The organism is Thioclava sp. L04-15 (genome assembly GCF_002020275.1).
Lineage (GTDB): Bacteria > Pseudomonadota > Alphaproteobacteria > Rhodobacterales > Rhodobacteraceae > Thioclava > Thioclava marina.
In genome coordinates this window covers 32,664-53,059 of record NZ_MPZW01000005.1, presented here as the reverse complement: position 1 = coordinate 53,059, position 20,396 = coordinate 32,664, and the positions used below count along the sequence as shown (strand labels likewise).

Sequence of the window (20,396 nt, the reverse complement as noted above, 5' to 3'; positions counted from 1 at the left end):
GACATGCTGCGATCGCTGGATATCCGCGACATTCTGATCATCGAGAGGCTGGTGCTGGATTTCGGCCCCGGCCTCAATGTGCTCACCGGGGAGACCGGCGCGGGCAAGTCGATCCTGCTCGACTGTCTGGGCTTCGTGCTGGGCTGGCGTGGGCGCGCCGAACTGGTGCGGCAGGGCGCAGATCAGGGCGAAGTCACGGCCGTGTTCGAACTGCCCACGGGCCATCCTGCCCGCGCGGTGCTCGACGAAGCCGGTATTCCGGTCTCCGACGAGCTGATCCTGCGCCGGGTCAACGCGCGTGACGGGCGCAAGACCGCCTGGATCAACGACCGGCGCGCCTCGGGCGATGTGCTGCGGCAGGTCTCGGCCTCGCTGGTGGAACTGCACGGGCAGCAGGATGATGGCGGCTTGCTTAACGAACGCGGGCACCGGGCGCTGCTCGATGCATTCGCGGGCCATGATGATCTGCTCGGTGCAACCCGCGCGGCGTGGAAAGCCCGCGCCGAGGCCGCGCGCAAGCTCGACGCCGCCCGTGCTGCTCTGGCCGCGGTCAAGGACGAGGAAGAGTTCCTGCGCCATGCGGTGGGCGAACTCGACAAGCTCGATCCGAAACCCGGTGAGGAAGCCGAACTCGACAGTCAGCGTCGCCTGATGCAGGGCGCGGCGAAGATCCGCGAAGACGTGGCACGGGCGTTCGCAGCCTTGGGTCCGGAAGGGGCGGAGGGCGCGATGCGCGATGCCGACCGCTGGCTGCAAGGGGCTGCGGACCGAGCCGAGGGACGGCTCGATGCACCACTCGAGGCACTCGAACGCGCGCTGCTTGAACTGGGTGAGGCGGCGCAGGGGGTAGAAGAGGCGCTCGATGCGCTCGATTTCGACCCGCACGCGTTGGAAGCCTGCGAGGAGCGCCTTTTCGCGATCCGGGCGCTTGCGCGCAAGCATGGTGTGCTCGCCGATGAGCTGGGAAGTTTCGCCGAAGGGCTGCGCGAGAAACTGGCGGCTCTCGATGCGGGCGAGGAAGGGATCGGCGCGCTGGAAGCCGCGCTCGCCAAGGCCGGGACGATGTATGACGTGGCGGCCGCTGCGCTGTCGAAAGCCCGCGCGGAGGCGGCAGGCAAGCTTGATGCCGCGATGGCGGGGGAGCTCGCGCCGCTGAAGATGGAACGCGCCGTGTTCGAAACCCGGATCAGTGCGGGCGACCCGGGCGCGGAGGGCACCGATATCGCGCGCTTCACCGTTGCCACCAATCCCGGCGCGCCTGCAGGTCCGCTCAACAAGATTGCCTCGGGCGGGGAGCTGTCGCGCTTCCTGCTGGCACTCAAGGTGGTGCTCGCGCGCGGCGCCGATACGCTGGTGCTGATCTTCGACGAGATCGACCGTGGCGTGGGCGGGGCGACCGCCGACGCGGTCGGGCGCAGGCTCGCGCGTCTGGCCGAGGGCGCGCAGGTGCTCGTCGTCACCCATTCCCCGCAAGTGGCCGCGCGTGGCGCGACCCATTTCCGCGTCGCGAAATCGGTCAGTGACGGTATGACGACCTCTGAAGTCCGTGCGCTTGGGGCATCCGAGCGCACCGATGAGATCGCCCGCATGATCTCCGGGGCGGAAGTGACCGAAGCCGCCCGTGCCGCGGCTCAGGATCTGCTCAAGGGGTAGGGGCGCTGCCCCTCTGGCCTCTCGGCCATTCACTCCGGGATATTTCGACCCAGTCGAAGCGGGGCTTCCCTTCTTCTTGATGAAAATATCTCGGGGGAGGCGCCGTCAGGCGACGGGGGCAGCGCCCCCTCTTGGCGATCCAGCCGCGCGACCCGGTGGCGGGAGAAATGCATCTTATCCGGCTTCCACCACGAATTGCGCGGCGACGATTTCCCATCCCGCATCCGAGAGCCCCAGCGTCGCAGCCAAGGTGCAGCCGATCCTGCCGGCATCGGAGCCGTCAGCGTTCATGATCCCGGTGAGCACGAAGCGTTGCAGGATGACGGCCGCCTCCGGTCCGACGGGACGCAGTTTCGTCTTTCCGGTCACGAGGCGCGCGCGGGAAAAGGCGCCTGCCAATTCGCCCGCGAGCAGTTCCGCGATCTCCTCTCGCCCGGTTGCCATCCCGCCGGTGAGCGAGAGGAAATCGGCGTCCGTCACGAAGAACCCTGCCAGCATCTGCGCATCACGCGCGCCCCAGGCCTTGGCGAAGGCCCGCGGAAGCTCTTCGGGGGTTTCAAAGCTCATCCGTTCTGCTCCACCAGTTTGCCGGGGTTGAGAATGTTTTGCGGGTCGAGCGCGCGCTTGATCTGGCCCATAACGTCCCAGCCTGCGCCATGTTCGTCGCGCATATAGCCCATCTTGCCCATGCCGATGCCATGCTCGCCGGTCACCGTGCCGCCCATCGCCAGCGCCCGCTCGGCCATCTTCGCGGCCACAGCCTTGGCGCGCTTGAATTCGTCCTTGTCTTCGGGATCGAGCAGCAGCACCGAATGGAAGTTCCCGTCGCCGACATGGCCCACCACCGGCCCGATCAATCTTGCCGCTTCGATGTCATGCTTGGTCTCGGCCACGGCTTCTGCCAGTCGCGAGATCGGCACGCAGATATCGGTCACGAGGCCCATGCAGCCCGGGCGATGCGCGATCGAGGCGGGGTAGGCGCCGTGGCGCATCTTCCACAATCGGTTTCGGTCCTCGGTGGTCGTGGCCCATTGGAAATCGGCCCCGCCCATCTCGGCTACCACTTCGCCGAAGCGCTCCGAGGCCTCGGCCACGCCGCTTTCCGAGCCATGAAACTCGATCATCAGATGGGGTTTCGCGGGGAAGTTCGTGCCATTGGCCTCGTTGAAGATCTGCGCGGTCAGGTCGTCGACGAACTCGATCCGCGCCATCGGGATGCCCATCTGGATCGTCAACTGCACCGTCTCGACCGCCGCTTCCAGCGTGTCGAAAGCGCAGACGGCCGACGAGATCGCCTCGGGCTGGCCATGCAGCTTCAGCGTCAGTTCGGTGATGATCCCGAGCGTGCCCTCCGAGCCCAGCATCAGCGCGGTCAGATCGTAACCGGCGGCAGATTTCTTCGCGCGGCTGCCGGTGCGGATGATCCGCCCGTCGGCCATCACCACCTCCAGCGCCGCCACGTTGTCGCGCATCGAGCCATAGCGCACCGTCGTCGTGCCGCTCGCCCGCGTCGCCGCCATCCCGCCAAGCGAGGCATTCGCGCCCGGATCGACCGGGAAGAACAGCCCCGTCGCGCGCAGATCGGTATTGAGCGCCTCGCGCGTCACCCCGGGCTGCACGCGCACCTGCATATCCTCGGCAAGAACCTCGACCACTTTGTCCATCCGCATCAGATCGAGGCTGATCCCGCCCCGGATCGGCAGCGCGTGGCCTTCCAGCGACGTGCCCGTACCCCAGGCGGTGATCGGCACGTCATGGGTGGCGCAGATCTTCACGATCTCGCTGACCTCCTGTGTGGTCTCGGGATAGGCGACCGCATCGGGCGGGCTTGCGGGGAACCATGTCTCGGAGCGGCCATGCTGGTCGCGCTCTGCCTGATTTGTGGCAAGGCGCTTGCCCAGAAGGTTTTCAAGCTCCGCCAAAGCCTGCGCCAGTGCCATGTCCCGTCTCCCCTTTTCAAGTCGCCCAAGCATTAGGCGCATCGCTGGCGAAGGGAAAGGGGCGCGAAAAAATGTCGGCGGTTTTTGTCTCGGATCAAGGATTTGTAACGTTGTCCGGCCTAGCTAGAGGCGCGCGAATTCGGCAGAGTTGCGCCAGGAACGGATCGCGAAGGAGACTGGGATGATTTTCGAAAGCCGGAAATGGGAGGAAATCGAGGTCGGCCAGACGGCCGAGTTCAAGCGGCTCTGCACCGCTGACGATTTCTACGTTTTTGCCGCCGCTTCGGGCAATCACAACCCGGTTCATCTCGAGGCTGAGGATGGCGATGGCGACGGGGTCAAGGAGGCCTACGCGCCGGGCATGTTCGTGGCCTCGCTGATCACGGCGGTGCTGGGTAACCAGTTGCCCGGTCCGGGGACGCTATATCGCTCGCAATCGCTGCGCTTCCATGACCGCGCCGTAGCGGGAGAAGAGCTTTGCGCTCGCGTCGAGGTTGTCGAGAAGCTCGAAGGTGGAATGTTGCGCCTGAAAACTGAGGTGACACGGGTCGGAGATAACGCGGTCATCGTCGAGGGCGAGGCCGTAGTCGTCGCACCGAAGAACCACCTGAAATTCGACGCGCTCGAAGTGCCGGGCCTGATTTCGCAGCGCCATCGCCATTTCGAAAAGCTTCTGGAAAAGGCAGAGCCGCTGCCCGATCTGGTCACCGCCGTCGTCTGCCCCGAAGAACCCGTGTCGCTCGACGGTGCGATCCTCGCGGCCGAACACAAGATCATCGAACCGCTGCTGATCGGCCACCCCGAGAAGATCATGGCAGCGGCGAAAGAACTGGGCCGCGATGTGACCAAATTCGAGATCCTGCCCGCCGAGACCGCGCGCGACGCAGCGCGCATGGCGGTGGAGCTGGTCAACGAAGGCCGCGCCGGCGCGGTGATGAAGGGGCATCTGCACACCGATGCGCTGCTGAAACCGATGCTCGACAAGGCTACCGGGCTGCGGGTCGGCAAGCGTTTCACCCATGTCTTCGTGATGGATGTGCCCGGCGTCGTGCATCCGCTCATCGTCACCGATGCCGCGATCAACATCGCGCCCGATCTCGAGACCAAGGTGCATATCGTGCAAAACGCGATCGACGTGGCGATCTCGATCGGGATCGAGGTGCCGAAAGTGGGCGTCCTGTCGGCGGTCGAGACGGTGACGCCCGCGATCCCGTCTTCGCTCGATGCGGCGCTGCTGTCGAAGATGGCCGAGCGCGGACAGATCAAGGGGGGCGACGTCGACGGACCGCTCGCGATGGATAACGCGGTCGATCTGGGGGCCGCGCGCACCAAGGGGATCCGCTCGAACGTGGCGGGCCGCGCCGAGGTGTTGGTCGCACCGGGCATCGACTCGGCCAATATGCTGGCCAAGCAGCTTGCCTATATCTCCCACGCCGAAGGGGCGGGGCTGGTGCTGGGCGCGAAAGTGCCGGTGATCCTCAATTCGCGCTCCGATAGCGGGATGGCGCGGCTCGCCTCCTGCGCAGTGGCCTCGATCCACTACCACCGCACCGTGGGGAGCCAGCTGTAATGCGCGCGATCCTGACGCTGAATTCCGGCTCGTCCTCGCTCAAGCTGGGGCTGTTCTCGGAAGGGCTGGAGACGCTCGCGCTTGGCCATGTCGACCGGATCGGGCGGCGCGAAGCGGCGATGAAGCTCTCAGGGGCCGATGGTTCACCCCTGCCTTTGCCCGCCTCGGCGCCGGACGATTTCGCGACCAACGCGGCGGCGCTGCATACCGCGCTCGCGGCCTTCCAAAGCGCGTTTCCGGGCCTCGAGGTGATCGCGGTCGGTCACCGCATCGTGCATGGCGGGATCGACCATGCGGCACCCGAACGCCTGTCCGAGCCGCTGATGAAGCAACTCGCGAAACTGGCGCCCTTCGCACCGCTTCATCAGCCGCATAACCTCGCGGGCGTGCGCGCGGCCGTCGATACCTTCCCGGGCACCCCGCAGGTCGCCTGCTATGACACCGCCTTCCATCGCGGCCACCCGTTTGTCAGCGACACTTTCGCCCTGCCGCGCCGTTATTACGAGAAGGGCGTGCGCCGCTACGGTTTCCACGGGCTGAGCTACGATTTCATCAACGGGGAACTGACGCGCACAGAGCCCGACCTGCACAGGGGCCGCATGATCGTGGCTCACTTGGGCTCGGGGGCGTCGATGTGCGCGATCGAGAACGGTCAATCGGTCACCTCCACGATGGGCTTCTCCGCCCTCGAAGGCCTGCCGATGGGCACGCGGCCGGGCGAGCTGGACCCTGGCATCCTGCTCTACATGATGGACCAGGAAGGGATGAGCGCGTCCGAGATTTCCGCGCTCCTCTACAAGGAGTCCGGGCTTCTGGGCATGTCGGGCATCTCGAACGACATGCGCACGCTCGAGGGCTCGGACGACCCGCGCGCGAAAGAGGCGATCGACTATTTCTGTTTCCGCATCAAGCGCCAGATCGGCGCGATGGCCGCGGCGATGGGGGGCTTGGACGGGATCGTTTTCACCGGCGGGATTGGTGAGAATTCCGCCCGCGTGCGCGCGCAGGCCTGCGAAGGGCTTGGCTTTCTCGGGGTCGAGATCGACACGAGTGCCAATGCCGGGAACGCCCGCGAGATCGGCGCGGGCAAGGTGCGCGTGCTGGTGATCCCGACCAATGAGGAAATCGTCATCGCGCGCGCGGCAAAGGCTGTGCTCGACCTCTGAGCGCCAACGCTGGCGGCAACGTTGGGACGCTCCGCGGGGGATATTTACACCAATTCGAAGAGGAGAGCGCTCAACTTCGAATTGGCTCAAATATCCCCGCCGGAGGCATCCTCAGCCTGCCAGATGCGGGCCGCATCAGATCGGTGCGCAGGCGCTCTCCAACCAGGCCCTCGCCGCATCGCTGACAAGCGGTGCGATGCGCGACAGAACCTCGGCGTGGTAGCTGTTGAGCCAGTCGCGCTCGTCGGGACTCAACAGCCCGGCGTCGATCAGGCGGCGGTCGATCGGGACCCAGGTGAGCGTCGCGAAGGAGAGCTGGTCGCGGTCGTCGCCTTTCGGCGCGGCCTCCTCTGTCAGGATCAGGTTCTCGATCCGGATGCCGAATTGGCCCTCGCGATAATAGCCCGGCTCGTTCGACAGGATCATGCCGGGCTCCAATGGTAGTTCGGAGACGCGCGAGATCCGGGCGGGGCCTTCATGGACACAAAGGGCCGCTCCCACGCCATGGCCCGTGCCGTGATCGTAATCCCAGCCCTCGGCCCAGAGCTGCGCGCGGGCGAGCGCGTCGAGATGCGCGCCCGCGACCCCGCGCGGGAAGCGTGTGCGAGAAAGCGCGATCATGCCTTGCAGCACGCGGGTGAAGGGGCGCTTGGCGTCGTCAGGCACCGCGCCCACGGCGACGGTGCGGGTGATGTCGGTCGTGCCGTCCACATATTGCCCGCCTGAATCGACCAGCAGCAGCTCACCCGATTTCACCGCGCGGTTGGTGGCCTCGTTCACGCGGTAATGGACGATCGCGCCGTTGCCGCCCGCGCCGCAGATCGTATCGAAAGAAATATCGAGCAGCGCATTGGTGTCGCTGCGGAAGCCTTCCAGCGCCGTGACCACGTCGATCTCGGTCAGCTGGCCTTTCGGCGCCTCGGCGTCGAGCCAGCACAGGAACTCGACCATCGCGGATGCATCGCGCTGATGGGCGGCTTGCATCCCTGCGACCTCGGCCGCGTTCTTGCGGGCTTTTGGCAGGATGCAGGGATCGCGTGCCTCGCGGATTTTCGTGCCGTGATCTGCCAGCAGCAGCGACACCGCGAGCGGGGCGCTGTCGGGATCGACCAGCACCGGACCTTCGATGGCCTCCAGCGCGGCGCCAAAGCTTTCGGGCGGCAAGATCGAGACCTCGGGGCCGAGATGGGCGCGCAAGCTGTCGTCGAACTTCTCCGCATTGGCGAAGAGCTTCACCGTTGCGTCGTCGAAGAGCACCGCGAAGGCCTGAACGATCGGGTTACGCGGGATATCGGCGCCACGGATGTTGAGGAGCCAGCAGATCGAATCCGGCAAGGTGAGCACGGCGGCGGCCGTGTCTTGCGCGCGCAGGCCCTCGGCCAGACGCGCGCGTTTCGCTTCGGCCGCCTCGCCTGCGAATTCCGGCGGATGGATGCGCGCGGGGGCGGCGGGCGGGGCAGGGCGGTCCTCCCAGACTCGGTCCACGAGGTTCGCGCTCTCCACCAGCGCGATGCCCGAACCTTCCAGCCCTTCGCGGATCCGCGCGATCTCTGATTTCGTGTGCAGCCAGGGATCGAAGCCGATCCGTGCCCCCGAGGCGGCGTGTTCGCGCAGCCAATCGGCCGGTTTCACCTCGGGCCAGTTCACCGGAGTGAAAGACCCAAGCGAGACCTCGGCGCGGACCTGCACCCGGTAGCGGCCATCGACGAAGACGCCCGCGATCTCGGGCAGCGCGATGCAGAACCCCGCAGAGCCCGTGAACCCCGTCAGCCAGCCAAGGCGCGCATCGCACTCGGCGACATATTCGCCCTGATGGGCATCGGCGCGGGGGATGATGAACCCGTCGAGCGCTGCGACAGACATGATTTCGCGCAGGGCCGCCAGACGGGGCGGGCCCAGTTCGGGGCGCGACTGCACCGAGAAATCCTGAAACATCAGATTGCCTTCTTGATCCCGAGGAAACGCGCCTTGGCGCGCGGGTCGCTGTCGAACAGCGATGCCAGCTGTTCGGTCATCGCACCGGCCAGCTGTTCGATATCCGTGATCGTCACCGCGTGCTGGTAATAGCGCGTTACGTCATGGCCGATGCCGATCGCGATCAGCTCCACCGCGCGGCGTTTCTCGACCATTGCGATCACGTCGCGAAGGTGTTTTTCGAGGAAAATCGCAGGGTTGACCGACAGCGTGGAATCATCGACCGGAGCGCCATCCGAGATCACCATGAGGATCTTGCGCGCCTCGGGACGCATGAGCATCCGCTTGTGCGCCCATTCCAGAGCCTCGCCGTCGATGTTTTCCTTCAGCAGGCCTTCCTTCATCATCAGGCCGAGATTGGCCCGCGTCCGGCGCATCGGCGCATCGGCGCGCTTGTAGATGATGTGGCGCAGGTCGTTGAGGCGACCGGGGCTTTGCGGACGGCCATCGGCGAGCCATTTTTCGCGCGATTGCCCGCCTTTCCACGCCCGCGTGGTGAAGCCGAGGATCTCGACCTTCACGTCGCAACGCTCCAGCGTGCGGGCCAGAACGTCGGCGCAGATCGCCGCGATCGAGATCGGGCGGCCGCGCATCGAGCCGGAATTGTCGAGAAGCAGCGTCACCACCGTGTCGCGGAACTCGGTATCCTTCTCGACCTTGAAGGAAAGCGGGGTGGTCGGGTTGGCCACCACGCGGGCGAGGCGGCCCGCATCGAGCATCCCTTCCTCACGGTCGAATTCCCAGGACCGGTTCTGTTGCGCCTGCAGGCGGCGTTGCAGCTTGTTGGCCAGACGCGATACCGCGCCCTTGAGCGGTTCGAGTTGCTGGTCGAGATAGAGACGCAGCCGTTCCAGTTCGGCCGGTTCGGCCAGATCCTCGGCGGCGATCTCCTCGTCGAATTCGGTCGTGTAGACGGTGTAATTCGGGTCGGCCGCGGAATGGGGCGGGGGCGGCGGCGGCTCCAGCGGCGCATCGGCCTGGGGCATGTCCACCTCTTCGCCCATCTCCTGATCGGCGAGATCATCCGAGCTGACCGTGGTCTGGCTCTGGTCCTGCTGGGTTTCCTGGCTGGATTCCGGGGAGGCCTCGGCGTCGTCCTGTTCCTGTTCGTCGCGGGCCTGCTCTTCGCCCTGCTCCTCGTCCTGGCTGGACTGATCCTCGTCCTCGCTCTCGTCACCCATCTCCTCGTCGGGATCGTCCCCGAGTTGATCGGCATAGCCGAGATCCGCGATCACCTTGCGCGCAAGCCGTGCGAAAGCGGCCTGATCGCTGAGGACGTGATTGACGCTATCCAGATCCTCACCCGCCGACTGCTCGATGAAGGGACGCCACAGCTCAAGCACGTTATCCGCGCCCGGGGGCAGTTTCCGGCCCGTGGCCAGTTCGCGGACGAAATAGCCTGCGGCCACCGCCAGCGGGGCCTCTTCGGGGGCGCGGATCTGGGCGTAGCCCTTGCGCTCGGCCTCATGGGCGATCTTGGCGTCGATATTCGAGAGCGTGCCGGGCATTTCACGCGCGCCGAGCGCCTCGCAACGTGCGGTCTCCATCGCCTCGTAGATCGCCGAGGCCAGATCGCCCGAAGGCGCGTAGCGGGCATTGACCGAGGCGTCGTGGTGACGTCTGCGCATCGCGAGCGCATCGCCCGTCCCGCGCGCCAGCAGCACCTCTTCGCGGGTCATCCGCCGCGAGACCTGCGGCAGGCGCATCGTGTCGGCGGTCATGCCCGAGGGGTCGACCGAATAGCTCACCGTCATGTCGGGGGCGTCCGCGAGCGTCTTCGTCGCTTCGGCCAGAGCCTTCTTGAACGGATCGGCGGGGTTATCGGAGGGCTTGCTCATGGCAAAGGTAAAGCACCGCGCGCGCGCGCCCGCAAGAGCCGATCCGCGCCGCAGGCGGTTCCTGCCCGTTCCGCGCCGATCCCGTTCACCTTTGCACATATTGGCGCATTGGAACCGGGTCAGCGGGCTTTACCTATAGACCCAAAGGCCCGCCACCTTTCCAAGTCGGGCCAGCGAAAAGGAGAGAGTTATGGCCGAGACGCTGAATATTGGTGTGATCGTAGGCACGACGCGCGAGGGGCGCTTTGCCGACAAGGCGTTGGAATGGTTCGAGCGGAAAATCGCGGCGCGCGAGGATATGAGCTACGAGGTGCTCGATCTGCGCGAGGCGGCCTTGCCGTTCTTCGACGAGGTCGCGCCCCCGGCGGCCAAGCCGGTGACCGATCCCAAGGCGCAGGCCTGGGGGGAACGGCTCAAGCATTTCGACGGGTTCATCGTGCTGACGGCCGAGTACAACCACTCGATCCCGGCCTCGATCAAGAACGCATTCGACTATGCGTTCGAAGGCTGGAGGCGCAAGCCTCTGGGCACGGTCGGCTATGGCGGCGTGGGTGCGGCCCGCGCGGTCGAGCATCTGCGGCTCGTCGCGATCAATTTCGGTATGGTCCCGGTTGCGGGCGCGGTGAGCATTGGCGGGGCGGATTTCGTCAAGGCCTCGCAAGGCACGCCGATCTCCGAGCTGGGCGATCACCTCGAAGGCCCGGTCAAGGCGTTGCTTGACGATATGGCCTTCTGGGGCCGGGCCGCGAAATCCGCGAAGGCCGAAGCCTGAACACGCGCGGCGGTGCGAGGCCGCGTCGCAGCGTGGGAAACTGAAACGCCCGGCCAATCGGTCGGGCGTTTTCTTTGTGCGGAATTTTCGCAGCCGGAGCCCGTCATCGGAGGGCGTGACCTGGCGCCGGCTCTATTGAAACAGCCCGGTGCAGATCATTGGCATCCAGTCGGCGCGCAAGGTGTTCAGGGGAAACGCTCGGCGATCCTGCATGCCTTCGGCGCGCTGTTTGCCCTTTGCCATCACATACCCGCCGCTGAGCAGGTTCACATCGCAGCTGCCTGTGTCCTCGGGGTCGATCCGGTCGTAATAATGATAGGTATAGCCCGAGACGACGAAGCCGCCGTTACGCCAAGCGATCGCATAATCGCTTTCCCAAGGCGTCCGTCCAATGCCGATCTGCTCGGAATGGAGCTTGAACGCGGTGTCCGACACCGGGCGCAGAGAAGGCGTCTGTCCGCCCATCTGGCCCGAAAAGACCACCCGCTCGACGCGCAGCGTTTCCTTCAGCCCAAACACCGGATCGCCGAGATAGATCACCAGATCGGCCGCATCGGCGCCGTTTTGCACCAGCATCGCGGCATCGGGCACGTCATCGCCATTCCAGTCGCCCGTGATCGCGGCGAAGATCTCGCCGTCTGTCGGTGCCTCCTGCGCAACCGCCGCGAGCGGCAGCAGCGCGATCAGGGCGGCGAGACGGATCACTTCGCGACGTTGGCCGCGCTTTCGGGCAGTTCCTCGTCGAACAGACGCTGGTAGAACTCGGCTACCGTCTGGCGCTCGAGCTCGTCGCATTTGTTGAGGAAGGTGAGCCGGAAGGCGTAACCGGTATTGTTGAAGATCCGCGCATTCTGCGCCCAGGCGATCACGGTCCGCGGCGACATCACGGTCGACAGGTCGCCATTCATGAAGGCGGTGCGGGTCAGGTCGGCGACGTGGACCATCTGGCTGACGGTCTTGCGCCCGGCCTCGGTGTTGTATTGCGGGTTCTTCGACAGAACGATCGCCGCTTCGGCGTCGTGGCTGAGATAGTTCAGCGTCGCGACCAGCGACCAGCGGTCCATCTGGCCCTGGTTGATCTGCTGGGTGCCGTGATAGAGGCCCGTCGTGTCGCCCAGGCCCACCGTGTTCGCCGTGGCAAACAGACGGAAATAGGGGTTCGGCGTGATCACTTCGTTTTGATCGAGAAGCGTCAGCTTGCCATCGGCTTCCAGAACGCGCTGGATCACGAACATCACATCGGCGCGGCCGGCATCGTATTCGTCGAAAACGATCGCGGTCGGGTTGCGCAGGGCCCAGGGCAGGATGCCCTCGTGGAACACGGTGACCTGCTTGCCATCGACCAGCTTGATCGCGTCCTTGCCGATCAGGTCGATCCGGCTGACGTGGCTGTCGAGATTGACCCGCACGCAGGGCCAGTTCAGACGTGCAGCCACTTGCTCGATATGGGTCGATTTACCGGTGCCGTGATAGCCCTGGATCATCACGCGGCGGTTATAGGCAAAGCCCGCGAGGATCGCCATCGTGGTGTCGGGGTCGAACTTGTAGGTCGGGTCGAGCTCGGGCACGCGGTCGGTGCGATCGGCAAACCCCTTCACCTTCATGTCGGACTCGATTCCGAAGACCTCACGGACATCGATATCTTCGGTGGGCTTGGCATTCTGATCGAGCATCGCGGACGTCCTTTCCTTGTTGGCTGCGATTTGTGAACCATCGCGCGGGGGGGCGCAAGGGCCGCGATTGTCACGGTGACAGTGATCTCGGCCCGTTCCCGCCCGTGCGAACCCGTTTCGGTTGACCCGTTCCCGCCATCGGCTAGAAAGGCGCCGAGCCAGATGAGGTGCTTTCGATGCAGCAATACGAATACAAGGTCGTTCCCGCTCCCGCGCGCGGCGACAAGGAACGCGGCCTCAAGACCGGGGTCGAGCGCTTCGCCCATACGCTCTCGGGCGTGATGAACGACATGGCCGCGAAGGGCTGGGACTATCTGCGCGCCGAGACACTGCCGGCGGAGGAGCGCGCAGGGCTGACCGGCAAGACGACGGTCTACCACAACCTGCTCGTGTTCCGTCGGCCGTTGAGCCTCGATCCGGCGCAGGGAGTTGGCGTCCATGCCGCCCATGAGCCTGCGGCAAATGCCGAGGCCGCACCCGCGAGCGCTGCAACCCCCGCGGCCGAGCCGTCGCGCCGTGCGCTCTCGGCCGACGCGCCCGAAGGCCGCGCACCCAGTCTGCGTGCCAACCGATCCGGCGAAGACGAGGATAGCTGAGCGCGACTCAGATCGCGATCCCGACCGTTCGCGCGGGGAAATGCGCAAGCGGATCGGGTGCGAGGCGCCGCACACCCCATCCGATGGCTCTCACCGCGAGGGCAGGGGGGCTGAATAGGGTCGACCGAGGCGCCGCCGGAAAGGGGTTTTACCCGCCAAACGGTGCATGGAAATGGCCGGTGCGATAAGGCTTCCGTTGGGGAACTCTATCAGTCCCGCATCAGACGGTCGCAGACACTTGCGGATCTCCTCCAGCATCGGCGTTTTTCCGTCGCAGACCGGGTTCGGCCCCTTTCAACATCCGTCATTTCGATTAGACTGCGTGACCCGACTCGGAGGCTGACGTTAGAGCGCCGAACAGGACAGGCACGCGGGCAGGACGAATGAGGCAAGCATGAGCAAGAGCGATCCCTTCGGTTTCAACATCTCGGCAGCCGCCGACAAGAAGCGCCGCTCGCGCGGCAAGCGCGGAATGTCGGGCGCTTTCGAGACCTCGACGCGTATCTGCGACAAGGAAGGCTGCACCGAGCCCGGCAAGTATCGCGCGCCCAAAAGCCCGAAGGTGCTCGACGATTACTACTGGTTCTGCAAGGACCACGTGCGCGAGTACAATCTCAACTGGAACTATTTCCAGGGTCAGTCCGAAGAGGAATTCCAGGCCTTCCTCGATAACGCGACCGTCTGGGAACGCCCGACCAAACCCTTCGGCCAGGCCAAGGAGGAAAAGGGCTGGGCGCGTCACGGGATCTCCGACCCGCACGAGATCCTCGGCGACAACGCCACCAAGAACCCGGGCCGTTCGCTCGGGCGCAAGCTGCCGCCGACCGAGCGCCGGGCTCTCGACATTCTCGACGCCAAGGACACCATGACCAAGGCCGAGATCCGCAAATGCTACAAGGCGCTGATCAAGGTGCTGCACCCGGACATGAACGGCGGCGATCGTTCTCACGAAGAGATGCTGCAAGAGGTCGTCTGGGCCTGGGACCAGCTCAAGGAAAGCCGCAACTTCAAGTGATCCGCGAGACCGGGCAGGTCGAGGGGGCGCTGCCCCCGCTCGCGTTCCGCGAGCCCCCCGAGATATTTTCATCAAGAAGAAGACCGGTTCGGTCTCGACTTGGCCCAAATATCCCGGGGTGAATTCGGCGCAGCCGGAGAGGGGCGGCGCCCCTAATCAATGCGCAGGTTTTTGCTTCCCGGTGATCGCGCGGTAGATCGGCTGGATCACGCGGATCACGACCGGGATCAGCACCAGCCCGTAGGCCAGCCCGAAGATACCGTCGAAGAACGCGGTCACGGCCCAGCTGACGAAGCCTTGCGCCGTCGCCACGGCATGAGCGGCGGCTTCCGCCTGGTGGTGGATCCAGTCATAGGGGGCGTGCAGCCCAAGCTCCGCCAGGCCGTGCAGCACGATATTGCCGCCCACCCAGATCATCGCCGCCGTGCCCACGATCATCAGCGCTTTCATCAGCCAGGGCATGAATTTCACCATGCCGCGGCCAAACGCCCGAGTTGCGCCGAAATTTGCGTTTTCGGCCAGCCACAGCCCCACATCGTCGGCCTTCACGATCATCGCGACCGACCCATAGACCAGCACCGTCACCCCGATCCCGATCAGCGCGAGCGCGATTGCCTCCATCCAGATCGGCTGGCCCTCCGGCAGGGCAGCGAGGCCGATCGTCATGATTTCGGCCGAGAGGATGAAATCGGTCTTAACCGCCGATTTCACACGCTTTTCTTCGAGGTGGTCGGCGGTCTCCGCGGCGACGTGGCCTTCGGCGTCGGGCTCATGCGGTTTGAACAGGTGATAGACCTTCTCGGCGCCCTCAAAGCACAGATACGAGCCGCCGAGCATCAGCAGCGGCGTGATCAGCCAGGGCGCGAAAGCCGAGAGAAGCAGCGCTGCGGGCAGCAGGAACACCATCTTGTTGATGATCGAGCCCCAGGCGATTTTCCCCACGATCGGCAATTCCCGGGCGGGTTTGAAACCATGGACATATTTCGGCGTGACGGCGGCATCGTCGATCAGCGCACCGGCCGCCTTGCCGCCCGCCTGGACTGCCTGGCCCGCCGCATCGTCGATCGAGGTCGCCGCGATCTTGGCGATCCCCGCCACGTCATCGAGCAATGCCAGCAAACCACTCATCGCAAACCCTTTCCTCGTCACCTTTTCGCGACCCTAGGGCGCGGGAGGATAAGCGGCAAGCCTGAAGCGCGGTTCCGCCCATCGGTAGGGGCGCATGAAAAAGGGCGCCTGAAGGCGCCCTGATCCGGGATGTCGGTTGGCTTACAGCCCCAGCTTTTTCGCCACGATCTCGTTGACCGCTTTCGGGTTGGCCTTGCCGCCCGAGGCCTTGATCACCTGGCCTACGAACCAGCCCGCAAGCTTCGGGTTGGCCTTGGCCTTCTCGACCTGATCGGGGTTTGCGGCGATCACCTCGTCCACCGCGGCCTCGATCGCGCCGGTATCGGTGACCTGGATCATGCCGCGCTCTTCCACGATCTTCTCCGGGTCGCCGCCTTCGGTATAGACGATCTCGAAAAGGTCCTTGGCGATCTTGCCCGAGATCTTGTCGGATTTGATCAGCTTGATGATCGCGCCGAGCTGAGCGGGGTTCACGGGGCTGTCGGTGATCGCGCGGTCGTCCTTTTTCAGGCGGCCGAAGAGCTCGTTGATGACCCAGTTCGCGGCGAGCTTGCCGTCACCGGCCTCGGCCACCACGGCCTCGAAGTAATCCGCGTTCTCGACCTCTGCGGTCAGCACCGAGGCGTCGTATTCCGACAGGCCAAGCGCCGTCACGAAGCGCGCCTTCTTCTCGTCGGGCAGTTCGGGCATCGTCGCGGCGATGTCATCGACCCAGGCCTGCTCGATTTCGAGCGGCAGCAGGTCGGGGCAGGGGAAGTAGCGGTAATCATGCGCCTCTTCCTTCGACCGCATCGAGCGCGTCTCGCCCTTGTCGGGATCGTAGAGGCGTGTTTCCTGCACCACTTCGCCGCCGTCTTCCACGATGGCGATCTGGCGACGGGCCTCGTATTCGATCGCTTGCTGGATGAAGCGCATCGAGTTCATGTTCTTGATCTCGCAGCGCGTGCCCAGATGCGAGAAATCGCCGGTCTCCTGGTATTTCTCGTAGGCGCCCGGCTGGCAGATCGAGACGTTCACGTCCGCGCGCAGGTTGCCGTTCTGCATGTTGCCGTCGCAGGTGCCGAGATAGCGCAGGATCTGGCGCAGCTTGCCGACATAGGCGGCGGCTTCCTCGGGGCCGCGGATGTCGGGGCGCGAGACGATCTCCATCAGCGCGACGCCGGTGCGGTTGAGGTCCACGAAGGACATATGCGGGTCCATGTCGTGGATCGACTTGCCCGCGTCCTGCTCAAGGTGAATCCGCTCGACGCGGACCTTGCGCGCCACACCCGGACCCATGTCCACGATGATCTCGCCCTCGCCCACGATCGGGTGGTAGAGCTGCGAAATCTGGTAGCCCTGCGGCAGATCGGGATAGAAATAGTTCTTCCGGTCGAAGGCGGAGGTCAGGTTGATCTCGGCCTTGAGGCCGATACCCGTGCGCACCGCCTGCGCCACGCAGAACTCGTTGATCACGGGCAGCATTCCGGGCATTGCGGCATCGACGAAGGCCACGTTCGAGTTCGGCTCGGCGCCGAACGTGGTCGAGGCGCCGGAGAACAGCTTGGCCTTGGAGGACACCTGCGCGTGCACCTCGAGCCCGATCACCAGTTCCCAATCCGACTTGGCGCCGGCGATCACCTTGGGTTCGGGGGCTTTGAATTCGAGATGGTCGAGCATGTCCGCATCCTGTCTGATAGGCTTGATCCGCCTTCTAGGACAGGGGCGGGGCGGGGGCAAGAGGGCGCCCCCGCCGCGACCGGGAGTTAGCTGACCTCGACGCCGCGTGCGCTCAATTCCGCACTGAGACGCTCTGCCGAGGGGATCGCCTCGGGGGGCAGGTAGGCGTGGCGCCCATCCGACAGGAAGATCAGGCATTCGAGCCCGCCGAAACGACGTTTGCGGATCTGCGCCGCAGCGATCTGCCGAAGCGGGAAGCTGCCGAGTTGCCGGCCGTTGCGAAACACTTCCATTCGGGCCTGGGTGATGCGCAGCGCGCCGGAGCGGTTGCGTAGAAGGCGCCAGAGCGTGATCAGCAGAAATGTCCAGATCAGCGCGTGTATCCAGTTTTGCGCACCAATTTGCGCCGCGAAATAGAGCAAGCCCATACCAAGGCCGAGCGCGAGATATCCTCCCGCGCGACGAGCCTGCTTGCGATACTCAAAAGGGATGTCGTCCATGTTTGGTCTTTATCGTTGTCTATGGAAAAGGTTTTGGCCCCAGAACCCGGCAAGGCTTTAGCGCGGCTGGGACAAAATCGGGGCGAAAACGGGCGCTGTCCACGCATCCGTAACAACGGGCTGGATTCCTCGCCATTGTCGGGGGTTGAGGTCGCGAAACGGCGCGCGTTCGGCCCGCGCGCCTTTCCCGAGAGAATCACGCCTCACGCCAGAAGCCGTGTTGTCATCTCCGAGAGGTCGCGGCTCAACCCGTCGCTCGCGCTGATCCGCTCAAGCTCGCTGCGCATCAGGGCCTGCCGCTCGGCATCGTAGCGCTTCCAGGTCTCGAAGGCGGTGGACATGCGCGCGGCCACCTGCGGGTTGACCGGATCGAGCCGGATCAGCCAGTCGGCGTAGAAGCGATACCCAGCCCCGTCCTTGCGGTGGAAGCCCGCATGGTTGGCTGAAAGCCCCGCCATCAGCGCGCGGAATCGGTTCGGGGTCTTCCACGTGAAGAGCGGATCGTCGCTAAGTTCCTCGGCGCGCTCGACCGCGATTTCGGGGGGGCAGGCGGCGAGCTGGGTGATGAACCATTTGTCCATCACCAGCCGATCCGCCTTCCAACGCTCCCGGAAGGCCGAGAGCGCCCCGTCATCGGTGCCAGCCTGCACGAGAAGGCTCATCGCGCCGAGACTTTCGGTCATGTTGGTCGCGCTTTCGAACAGCGTCTGCGCGCGCTGCCCTCCGTCGATCCGATTCAAAAGTCCGGCCGCGGCAAGGCGGAGTGCGCGCTGACCCGCCGGGCGGGGATCGGGGCTATAAGGGCCGGGGACCGCCATCGCGTCATAGATGTCGCCCAATGCGGTCTGGTGGGTTTGTGCAAGCCCGGTCGCCAGCGCCTCGCGCGCAGCATGGATTGCATCCGGATCGGGGGTGATCCCGCGATCATGCAGGGTTTGCGCGATGCCGTCCTCGGAGGGCAATTGCAGACAAAGGGCACGAAAGGCGGGTTCGGCGCTCTCGTCCGCGATCAGCTTGCCGAGGGCCACCGCGTAATCAGGTTGCGCGGGCTTGCCCTGCGCCATTTCCACCAGCGCGTCCTGAGCCAGCTGCCGCCCCGCTTCCCAACGGTTGAACGGGTCGGTGTCATGGGCGAGCAGGAAGGCCAGCTCGTCGGGCGCGACGTTGCGCTCAAGGCTGACCGGGGCCGAAAAGCCGCGCAGGATCGAGGCGACGGGCTTTTGCGGCAGGTTCTCGAAGGTGAAGTCCTGCGTGGCCTCGGTCATCTCCAGAACCTGCGAGGGCGCATGCTCGCGCCCGTCGGGGGTCAAGAGACCAACCATGATCGGAATATGGCGCGGTGGCTTCTGAGCTTGTCCGGGTGTGGGCTGGGTCACCTGCTCGAAGCGCAGCGTGTAGACCCCGTCGTGATAGGTGTCGCTGACGCGCAGCACCGGAGTGCCTGCATCGGTGTACCAGCGTTTGAACTGGCTGAGGTTACGGCCCGAGCTGTCCTCGAACACCTTCAGCCAATCCTCGATCGTGCAGGCCTGCCCGTCATGGCGCTCGAAATACAGGTCCAGCGCGGCGCGGTAGCCCTCTTCGCCCACCAGCGTGCGCAACATCCCCACGATCTCCGCGCCTTTCTCGTAGACGGTCGCGGTGTAGAAGTTGTTGATCTCCTTGTAGTGATCCGGGCGCGGCGGGTGCGCCAGCGGGCCGCGATCTTCGCGGAACTGGCGCGCGCGCAGCATGATCACGTCGTCGATGCGCTTGACCGGGCCGAGGCGCGTGTCGCGGGTGAAACACTGGTCGCGATAGACGGTCAGTCCTTCCTTGAGGCACAGCTGGAACCAGTCGCGGCAGGTGATGCGGTTGCCGGTCCAGTTGTGGAAATACTCATGCGCGATGATGCCCTCGATGCGCTCGTAATCGGCATCGGTCGCAGTCTCGGGCGAGGCGAGGACCCATTTGGAGTTGAAAATGTTCAACCCCTTGTTCTCCATCGCGCCCATGTTGAAGTCATCGACGGCGACGATGTTGAAGATATCCAGGTCGTATTCGCGCCCATAGACCTCTTCATCCCATTTCATCGAGCGTTTCAGGGCCTCCAGCGCGAAGTCGCAGCGGTCCTCGTCGCCCTTGCGCACCCATATATTGAGCGCGACCTCGCGGCCCGACATCGTGGTGAAGGTGCCAGAATGCGCGACAAGGTCGCCCGCGACGAGGGCAAAGAGATAGGCGGGTTTGGGCCAGGGATCGGACCATTCGGCATAGCCGGGTTTTTGTGTGACAAGATCGCCATTCGACAGAAGAACGGGAGCGTCACCCGCGATCGTGACATGGAACTTCGCCATCACGTCGGGGCGGTCGGGATAATAGGTGATCTTGCGGAAGCCCTCGGCCTCGCATTGGGTGCAATACATGCCGTTCGACATGTAGAGCCCTTCGAGCGCGGTGTTCGCCTCGGGCACGATGCGCACGACCGTTTCGATCGTGAAGGGCTGTTCGGGCAGCGACGCCGCGTGGATCGTCAGGCCTGTGACACTGACCCGGTATTCGTCTCGCAGCAAGTTGCGTCCATCGATGGCGACCGAGACGAGCTCGAGTTCTTCGCCATCAAGATGAAGCGAGGCTGCGGGTTGCTTCGGGATGAAGGCCATCCGCGCACGAACTTCGGTCCGTTTCGGATCGAGCCGGAAATCGAGATGCACGGTTTCAAGCTCGAAAGGAAAGGGGCGATACTCGTCAAGGCGCTTGGTGACAGTGTCCTGCGTGGTCACATCGTCGGTCATTCTCGAACGGGACTCCTGTGTCTTTTCGGCATGTTAGCTGTGTCTGCTTGGCTGGAAGGCAAACCTTTTGCCTTGAATATGGGTATGCGGATGAAAAAGGGAGGTCAAAACAAGGCTTGGAAAACTGGCGGCAGGATG

At 64.8% G+C, this 20,396-nt stretch carries 16 protein-coding genes; 6 read left to right on the top strand and 10 right to left on the bottom strand.

Annotated features, from left to right (window positions below; all coding sequences use genetic code 11):
- Window positions 1-3 precede the first annotated feature (3 nt).
- Window positions 4-1,653, top strand: coding sequence for a DNA repair protein RecN (gene recN, locus BMI90_RS12090; protein ID WP_078529720.1), 1,650 nt, complete (start codon window positions 4-6; stop codon window positions 1,651-1,653).
- 174 nt (window positions 1,654-1,827) lie between these two features.
- Here recN and BMI90_RS12085 read toward each other — a convergent pair whose 3' ends face one another.
- Together BMI90_RS12085 and BMI90_RS12080 are read right to left on the bottom strand one after the other, a co-directional pair.
- Window positions 1,828-2,220 (bottom strand): SgcJ/EcaC family oxidoreductase, encoded by a 393-nt coding sequence (locus tag BMI90_RS12085; protein ID WP_078529718.1) that lies wholly within the window; start codon window positions 2,218-2,220, stop codon window positions 1,828-1,830.
- Window positions 2,217-3,593 carry an FAD-linked oxidase C-terminal domain-containing protein gene (locus BMI90_RS12080; protein WP_078529716.1) on the bottom strand — a complete coding sequence of 459 codons (1,377 nt, stop codon included), beginning with the start codon at window positions 3,591-3,593 and terminating at the stop codon, window positions 2,217-2,219. The genes BMI90_RS12085 and BMI90_RS12080 overlap by 4 nt, the downstream gene beginning before the upstream one ends.
- Before the next feature lie 181 nt (window positions 3,594-3,774).
- Here BMI90_RS12080 and BMI90_RS12075 point away from each other — a divergent pair, with 181 nt between their 5' ends.
- Together BMI90_RS12075 and BMI90_RS12070 are read left to right on the top strand one after the other, a co-directional pair.
- Window positions 3,775-5,163 carry a bifunctional enoyl-CoA hydratase/phosphate acetyltransferase gene (locus tag BMI90_RS12075; RefSeq protein WP_078529714.1) on the top strand — a complete coding sequence of 463 codons (1,389 nt, stop codon included), beginning with the start codon at window positions 3,775-3,777 and terminating at the stop codon, window positions 5,161-5,163.
- Window positions 5,163-6,329, top strand: coding sequence for an acetate/propionate family kinase (locus BMI90_RS12070; RefSeq protein WP_078529712.1), 1,167 nt, complete (start codon window positions 5,163-5,165; stop codon window positions 6,327-6,329). Before BMI90_RS12075 ends, BMI90_RS12070 begins: the two co-directional genes overlap by 1 nt.
- A 135-nt stretch (window positions 6,330-6,464) precedes the next feature.
- On the opposite strand, the gene BMI90_RS12065 is transcribed toward BMI90_RS12070, so the two are convergent.
- Together BMI90_RS12065 and cobT are read right to left on the bottom strand one after the other, a co-directional pair.
- On the bottom strand, window positions 6,465-8,264 hold the full coding sequence (locus BMI90_RS12065; RefSeq protein WP_078529710.1) for an aminopeptidase P family protein: 1,800 nt from the start codon (window positions 8,262-8,264) through the stop codon (window positions 6,465-6,467).
- Complete coding sequence (cobT, locus tag BMI90_RS12060) at window positions 8,264-10,141, bottom strand: cobaltochelatase subunit CobT (RefSeq protein WP_078529708.1); 1,878 nt, start codon at window positions 10,139-10,141, stop codon at window positions 8,264-8,266. The genes BMI90_RS12065 and cobT overlap by 1 nt, the downstream gene beginning before the upstream one ends.
- 190 nt (window positions 10,142-10,331) lie before the next feature.
- Between cobT and BMI90_RS12055 the strand changes: the two genes are divergently transcribed.
- Window positions 10,332-10,913 (top strand): NAD(P)H-dependent oxidoreductase, encoded by a 582-nt coding sequence (locus BMI90_RS12055; RefSeq protein ID WP_078529706.1) that lies wholly within the window; start codon window positions 10,332-10,334, stop codon window positions 10,911-10,913.
- Between the two features lie 132 nt (window positions 10,914-11,045).
- Here BMI90_RS12055 and BMI90_RS12050 read toward each other — a convergent pair whose 3' ends face one another.
- Window positions 11,046-11,618 (bottom strand): hypothetical protein, encoded by a 573-nt coding sequence (locus BMI90_RS12050; RefSeq protein WP_078529704.1) that lies wholly within the window; start codon window positions 11,616-11,618, stop codon window positions 11,046-11,048.
- Window positions 11,615-12,586, bottom strand: a complete 972-nt coding sequence (cobS, locus tag BMI90_RS12045) for a cobaltochelatase subunit CobS (RefSeq protein ID WP_078529702.1) — start codon at window positions 12,584-12,586, stop codon at window positions 11,615-11,617. The genes BMI90_RS12050 and cobS overlap by 4 nt, the downstream gene beginning before the upstream one ends.
- A gap of 176 nt (window positions 12,587-12,762) precedes the next feature.
- Between cobS and BMI90_RS12040 the strand changes: the two genes are divergently transcribed.
- Complete coding sequence (locus BMI90_RS12040) at window positions 12,763-13,182, top strand: hypothetical protein (protein ID WP_078529700.1); 420 nt, start codon at window positions 12,763-12,765, stop codon at window positions 13,180-13,182.
- A 394-nt stretch (window positions 13,183-13,576) separates the two neighbouring features.
- Complete coding sequence (locus BMI90_RS12035) at window positions 13,577-14,197, top strand: DnaJ domain-containing protein (protein ID WP_078529699.1); 621 nt, start codon at window positions 13,577-13,579, stop codon at window positions 14,195-14,197.
- Between the two features lie 156 nt (window positions 14,198-14,353).
- Here BMI90_RS12035 and BMI90_RS12030 read toward each other — a convergent pair whose 3' ends face one another.
- The 4 genes from BMI90_RS12030 to pepN form a co-directional block, all read right to left on the bottom strand.
- Window positions 14,354-15,325: a DUF808 domain-containing protein gene (locus tag BMI90_RS12030; RefSeq protein ID WP_078529698.1), complete on the bottom strand. Its 972-nt coding sequence runs from the start codon at window positions 15,323-15,325 to the stop codon at window positions 14,354-14,356.
- Window positions 15,326-15,466: 141 nt separating this feature from the next.
- Window positions 15,467-16,984, bottom strand: a complete 1,518-nt coding sequence (gene gatB, locus BMI90_RS12025; protein ID WP_078529697.1) for an Asp-tRNA(Asn)/Glu-tRNA(Gln) amidotransferase subunit GatB — start codon at window positions 16,982-16,984, stop codon at window positions 15,467-15,469.
- Between the two features lie 86 nt (window positions 16,985-17,070).
- The gene (locus BMI90_RS12020; RefSeq protein WP_078529696.1) at window positions 17,071-17,484 is read right to left on the bottom strand and encodes a hypothetical protein; all 414 of its coding nucleotides are present in this window, start codon (window positions 17,482-17,484) and stop codon (window positions 17,071-17,073) included.
- A gap of 203 nt (window positions 17,485-17,687) precedes the next feature.
- Complete coding sequence (pepN, locus tag BMI90_RS12015; protein ID WP_078529695.1) at window positions 17,688-20,258, bottom strand: aminopeptidase N; 2,571 nt, start codon at window positions 20,256-20,258, stop codon at window positions 17,688-17,690.
- Window positions 20,259-20,396: the final 138 nt, after the last annotated feature.

Coding starts and splice junctions, on each gene's coding strand:
- recN (WP_078529720.1), top strand. CDS start 4: ATGCTGCGATCGCTGGATATCCGCGACATTCTGATCATCGAGAGGCTG.
- BMI90_RS12085 (WP_078529718.1), bottom strand. CDS start 2,220: ATGAGCTTTGAAACCCCCGAAGAGCTTCCGCGGGCCTTCGCCAAGGCC.
- BMI90_RS12080 (WP_078529716.1), bottom strand. CDS start 3,593: ATGGCACTGGCGCAGGCTTTGGCGGAGCTTGAAAACCTTCTGGGCAAG.
- BMI90_RS12075 (WP_078529714.1), top strand. CDS start 3,775: ATGATTTTCGAAAGCCGGAAATGGGAGGAAATCGAGGTCGGCCAGACG.
- BMI90_RS12070 (WP_078529712.1), top strand. CDS start 5,163: ATGCGCGCGATCCTGACGCTGAATTCCGGCTCGTCCTCGCTCAAGCTG.
- BMI90_RS12065 (WP_078529710.1), bottom strand. CDS start 8,264: ATGTTTCAGGATTTCTCGGTGCAGTCGCGCCCCGAACTGGGCCCGCCC.
- cobT (WP_078529708.1), bottom strand. CDS start 10,141: ATGAGCAAGCCCTCCGATAACCCCGCCGATCCGTTCAAGAAGGCTCTG.
- BMI90_RS12055 (WP_078529706.1), top strand. CDS start 10,332: ATGGCCGAGACGCTGAATATTGGTGTGATCGTAGGCACGACGCGCGAG.
- cobS (WP_078529702.1), bottom strand. CDS start 12,586: ATGCTCGATCAGAATGCCAAGCCCACCGAAGATATCGATGTCCGTGAG.
- BMI90_RS12040 (WP_078529700.1), top strand. CDS start 12,763: ATGCAGCAATACGAATACAAGGTCGTTCCCGCTCCCGCGCGCGGCGAC.
- BMI90_RS12035 (WP_078529699.1), top strand. CDS start 13,577: ATGAGCAAGAGCGATCCCTTCGGTTTCAACATCTCGGCAGCCGCCGAC.
- BMI90_RS12030 (WP_078529698.1), bottom strand. CDS start 15,325: ATGAGTGGTTTGCTGGCATTGCTCGATGACGTGGCGGGGATCGCCAAG.
- gatB (WP_078529697.1), bottom strand. CDS start 16,984: ATGCTCGACCATCTCGAATTCAAAGCCCCCGAACCCAAGGTGATCGCC.
- BMI90_RS12020 (WP_078529696.1), bottom strand. CDS start 17,484: ATGGACGACATCCCTTTTGAGTATCGCAAGCAGGCTCGTCGCGCGGGA.
- pepN (WP_078529695.1), bottom strand. CDS start 20,258: ATGACCGACGATGTGACCACGCAGGACACTGTCACCAAGCGCCTTGAC.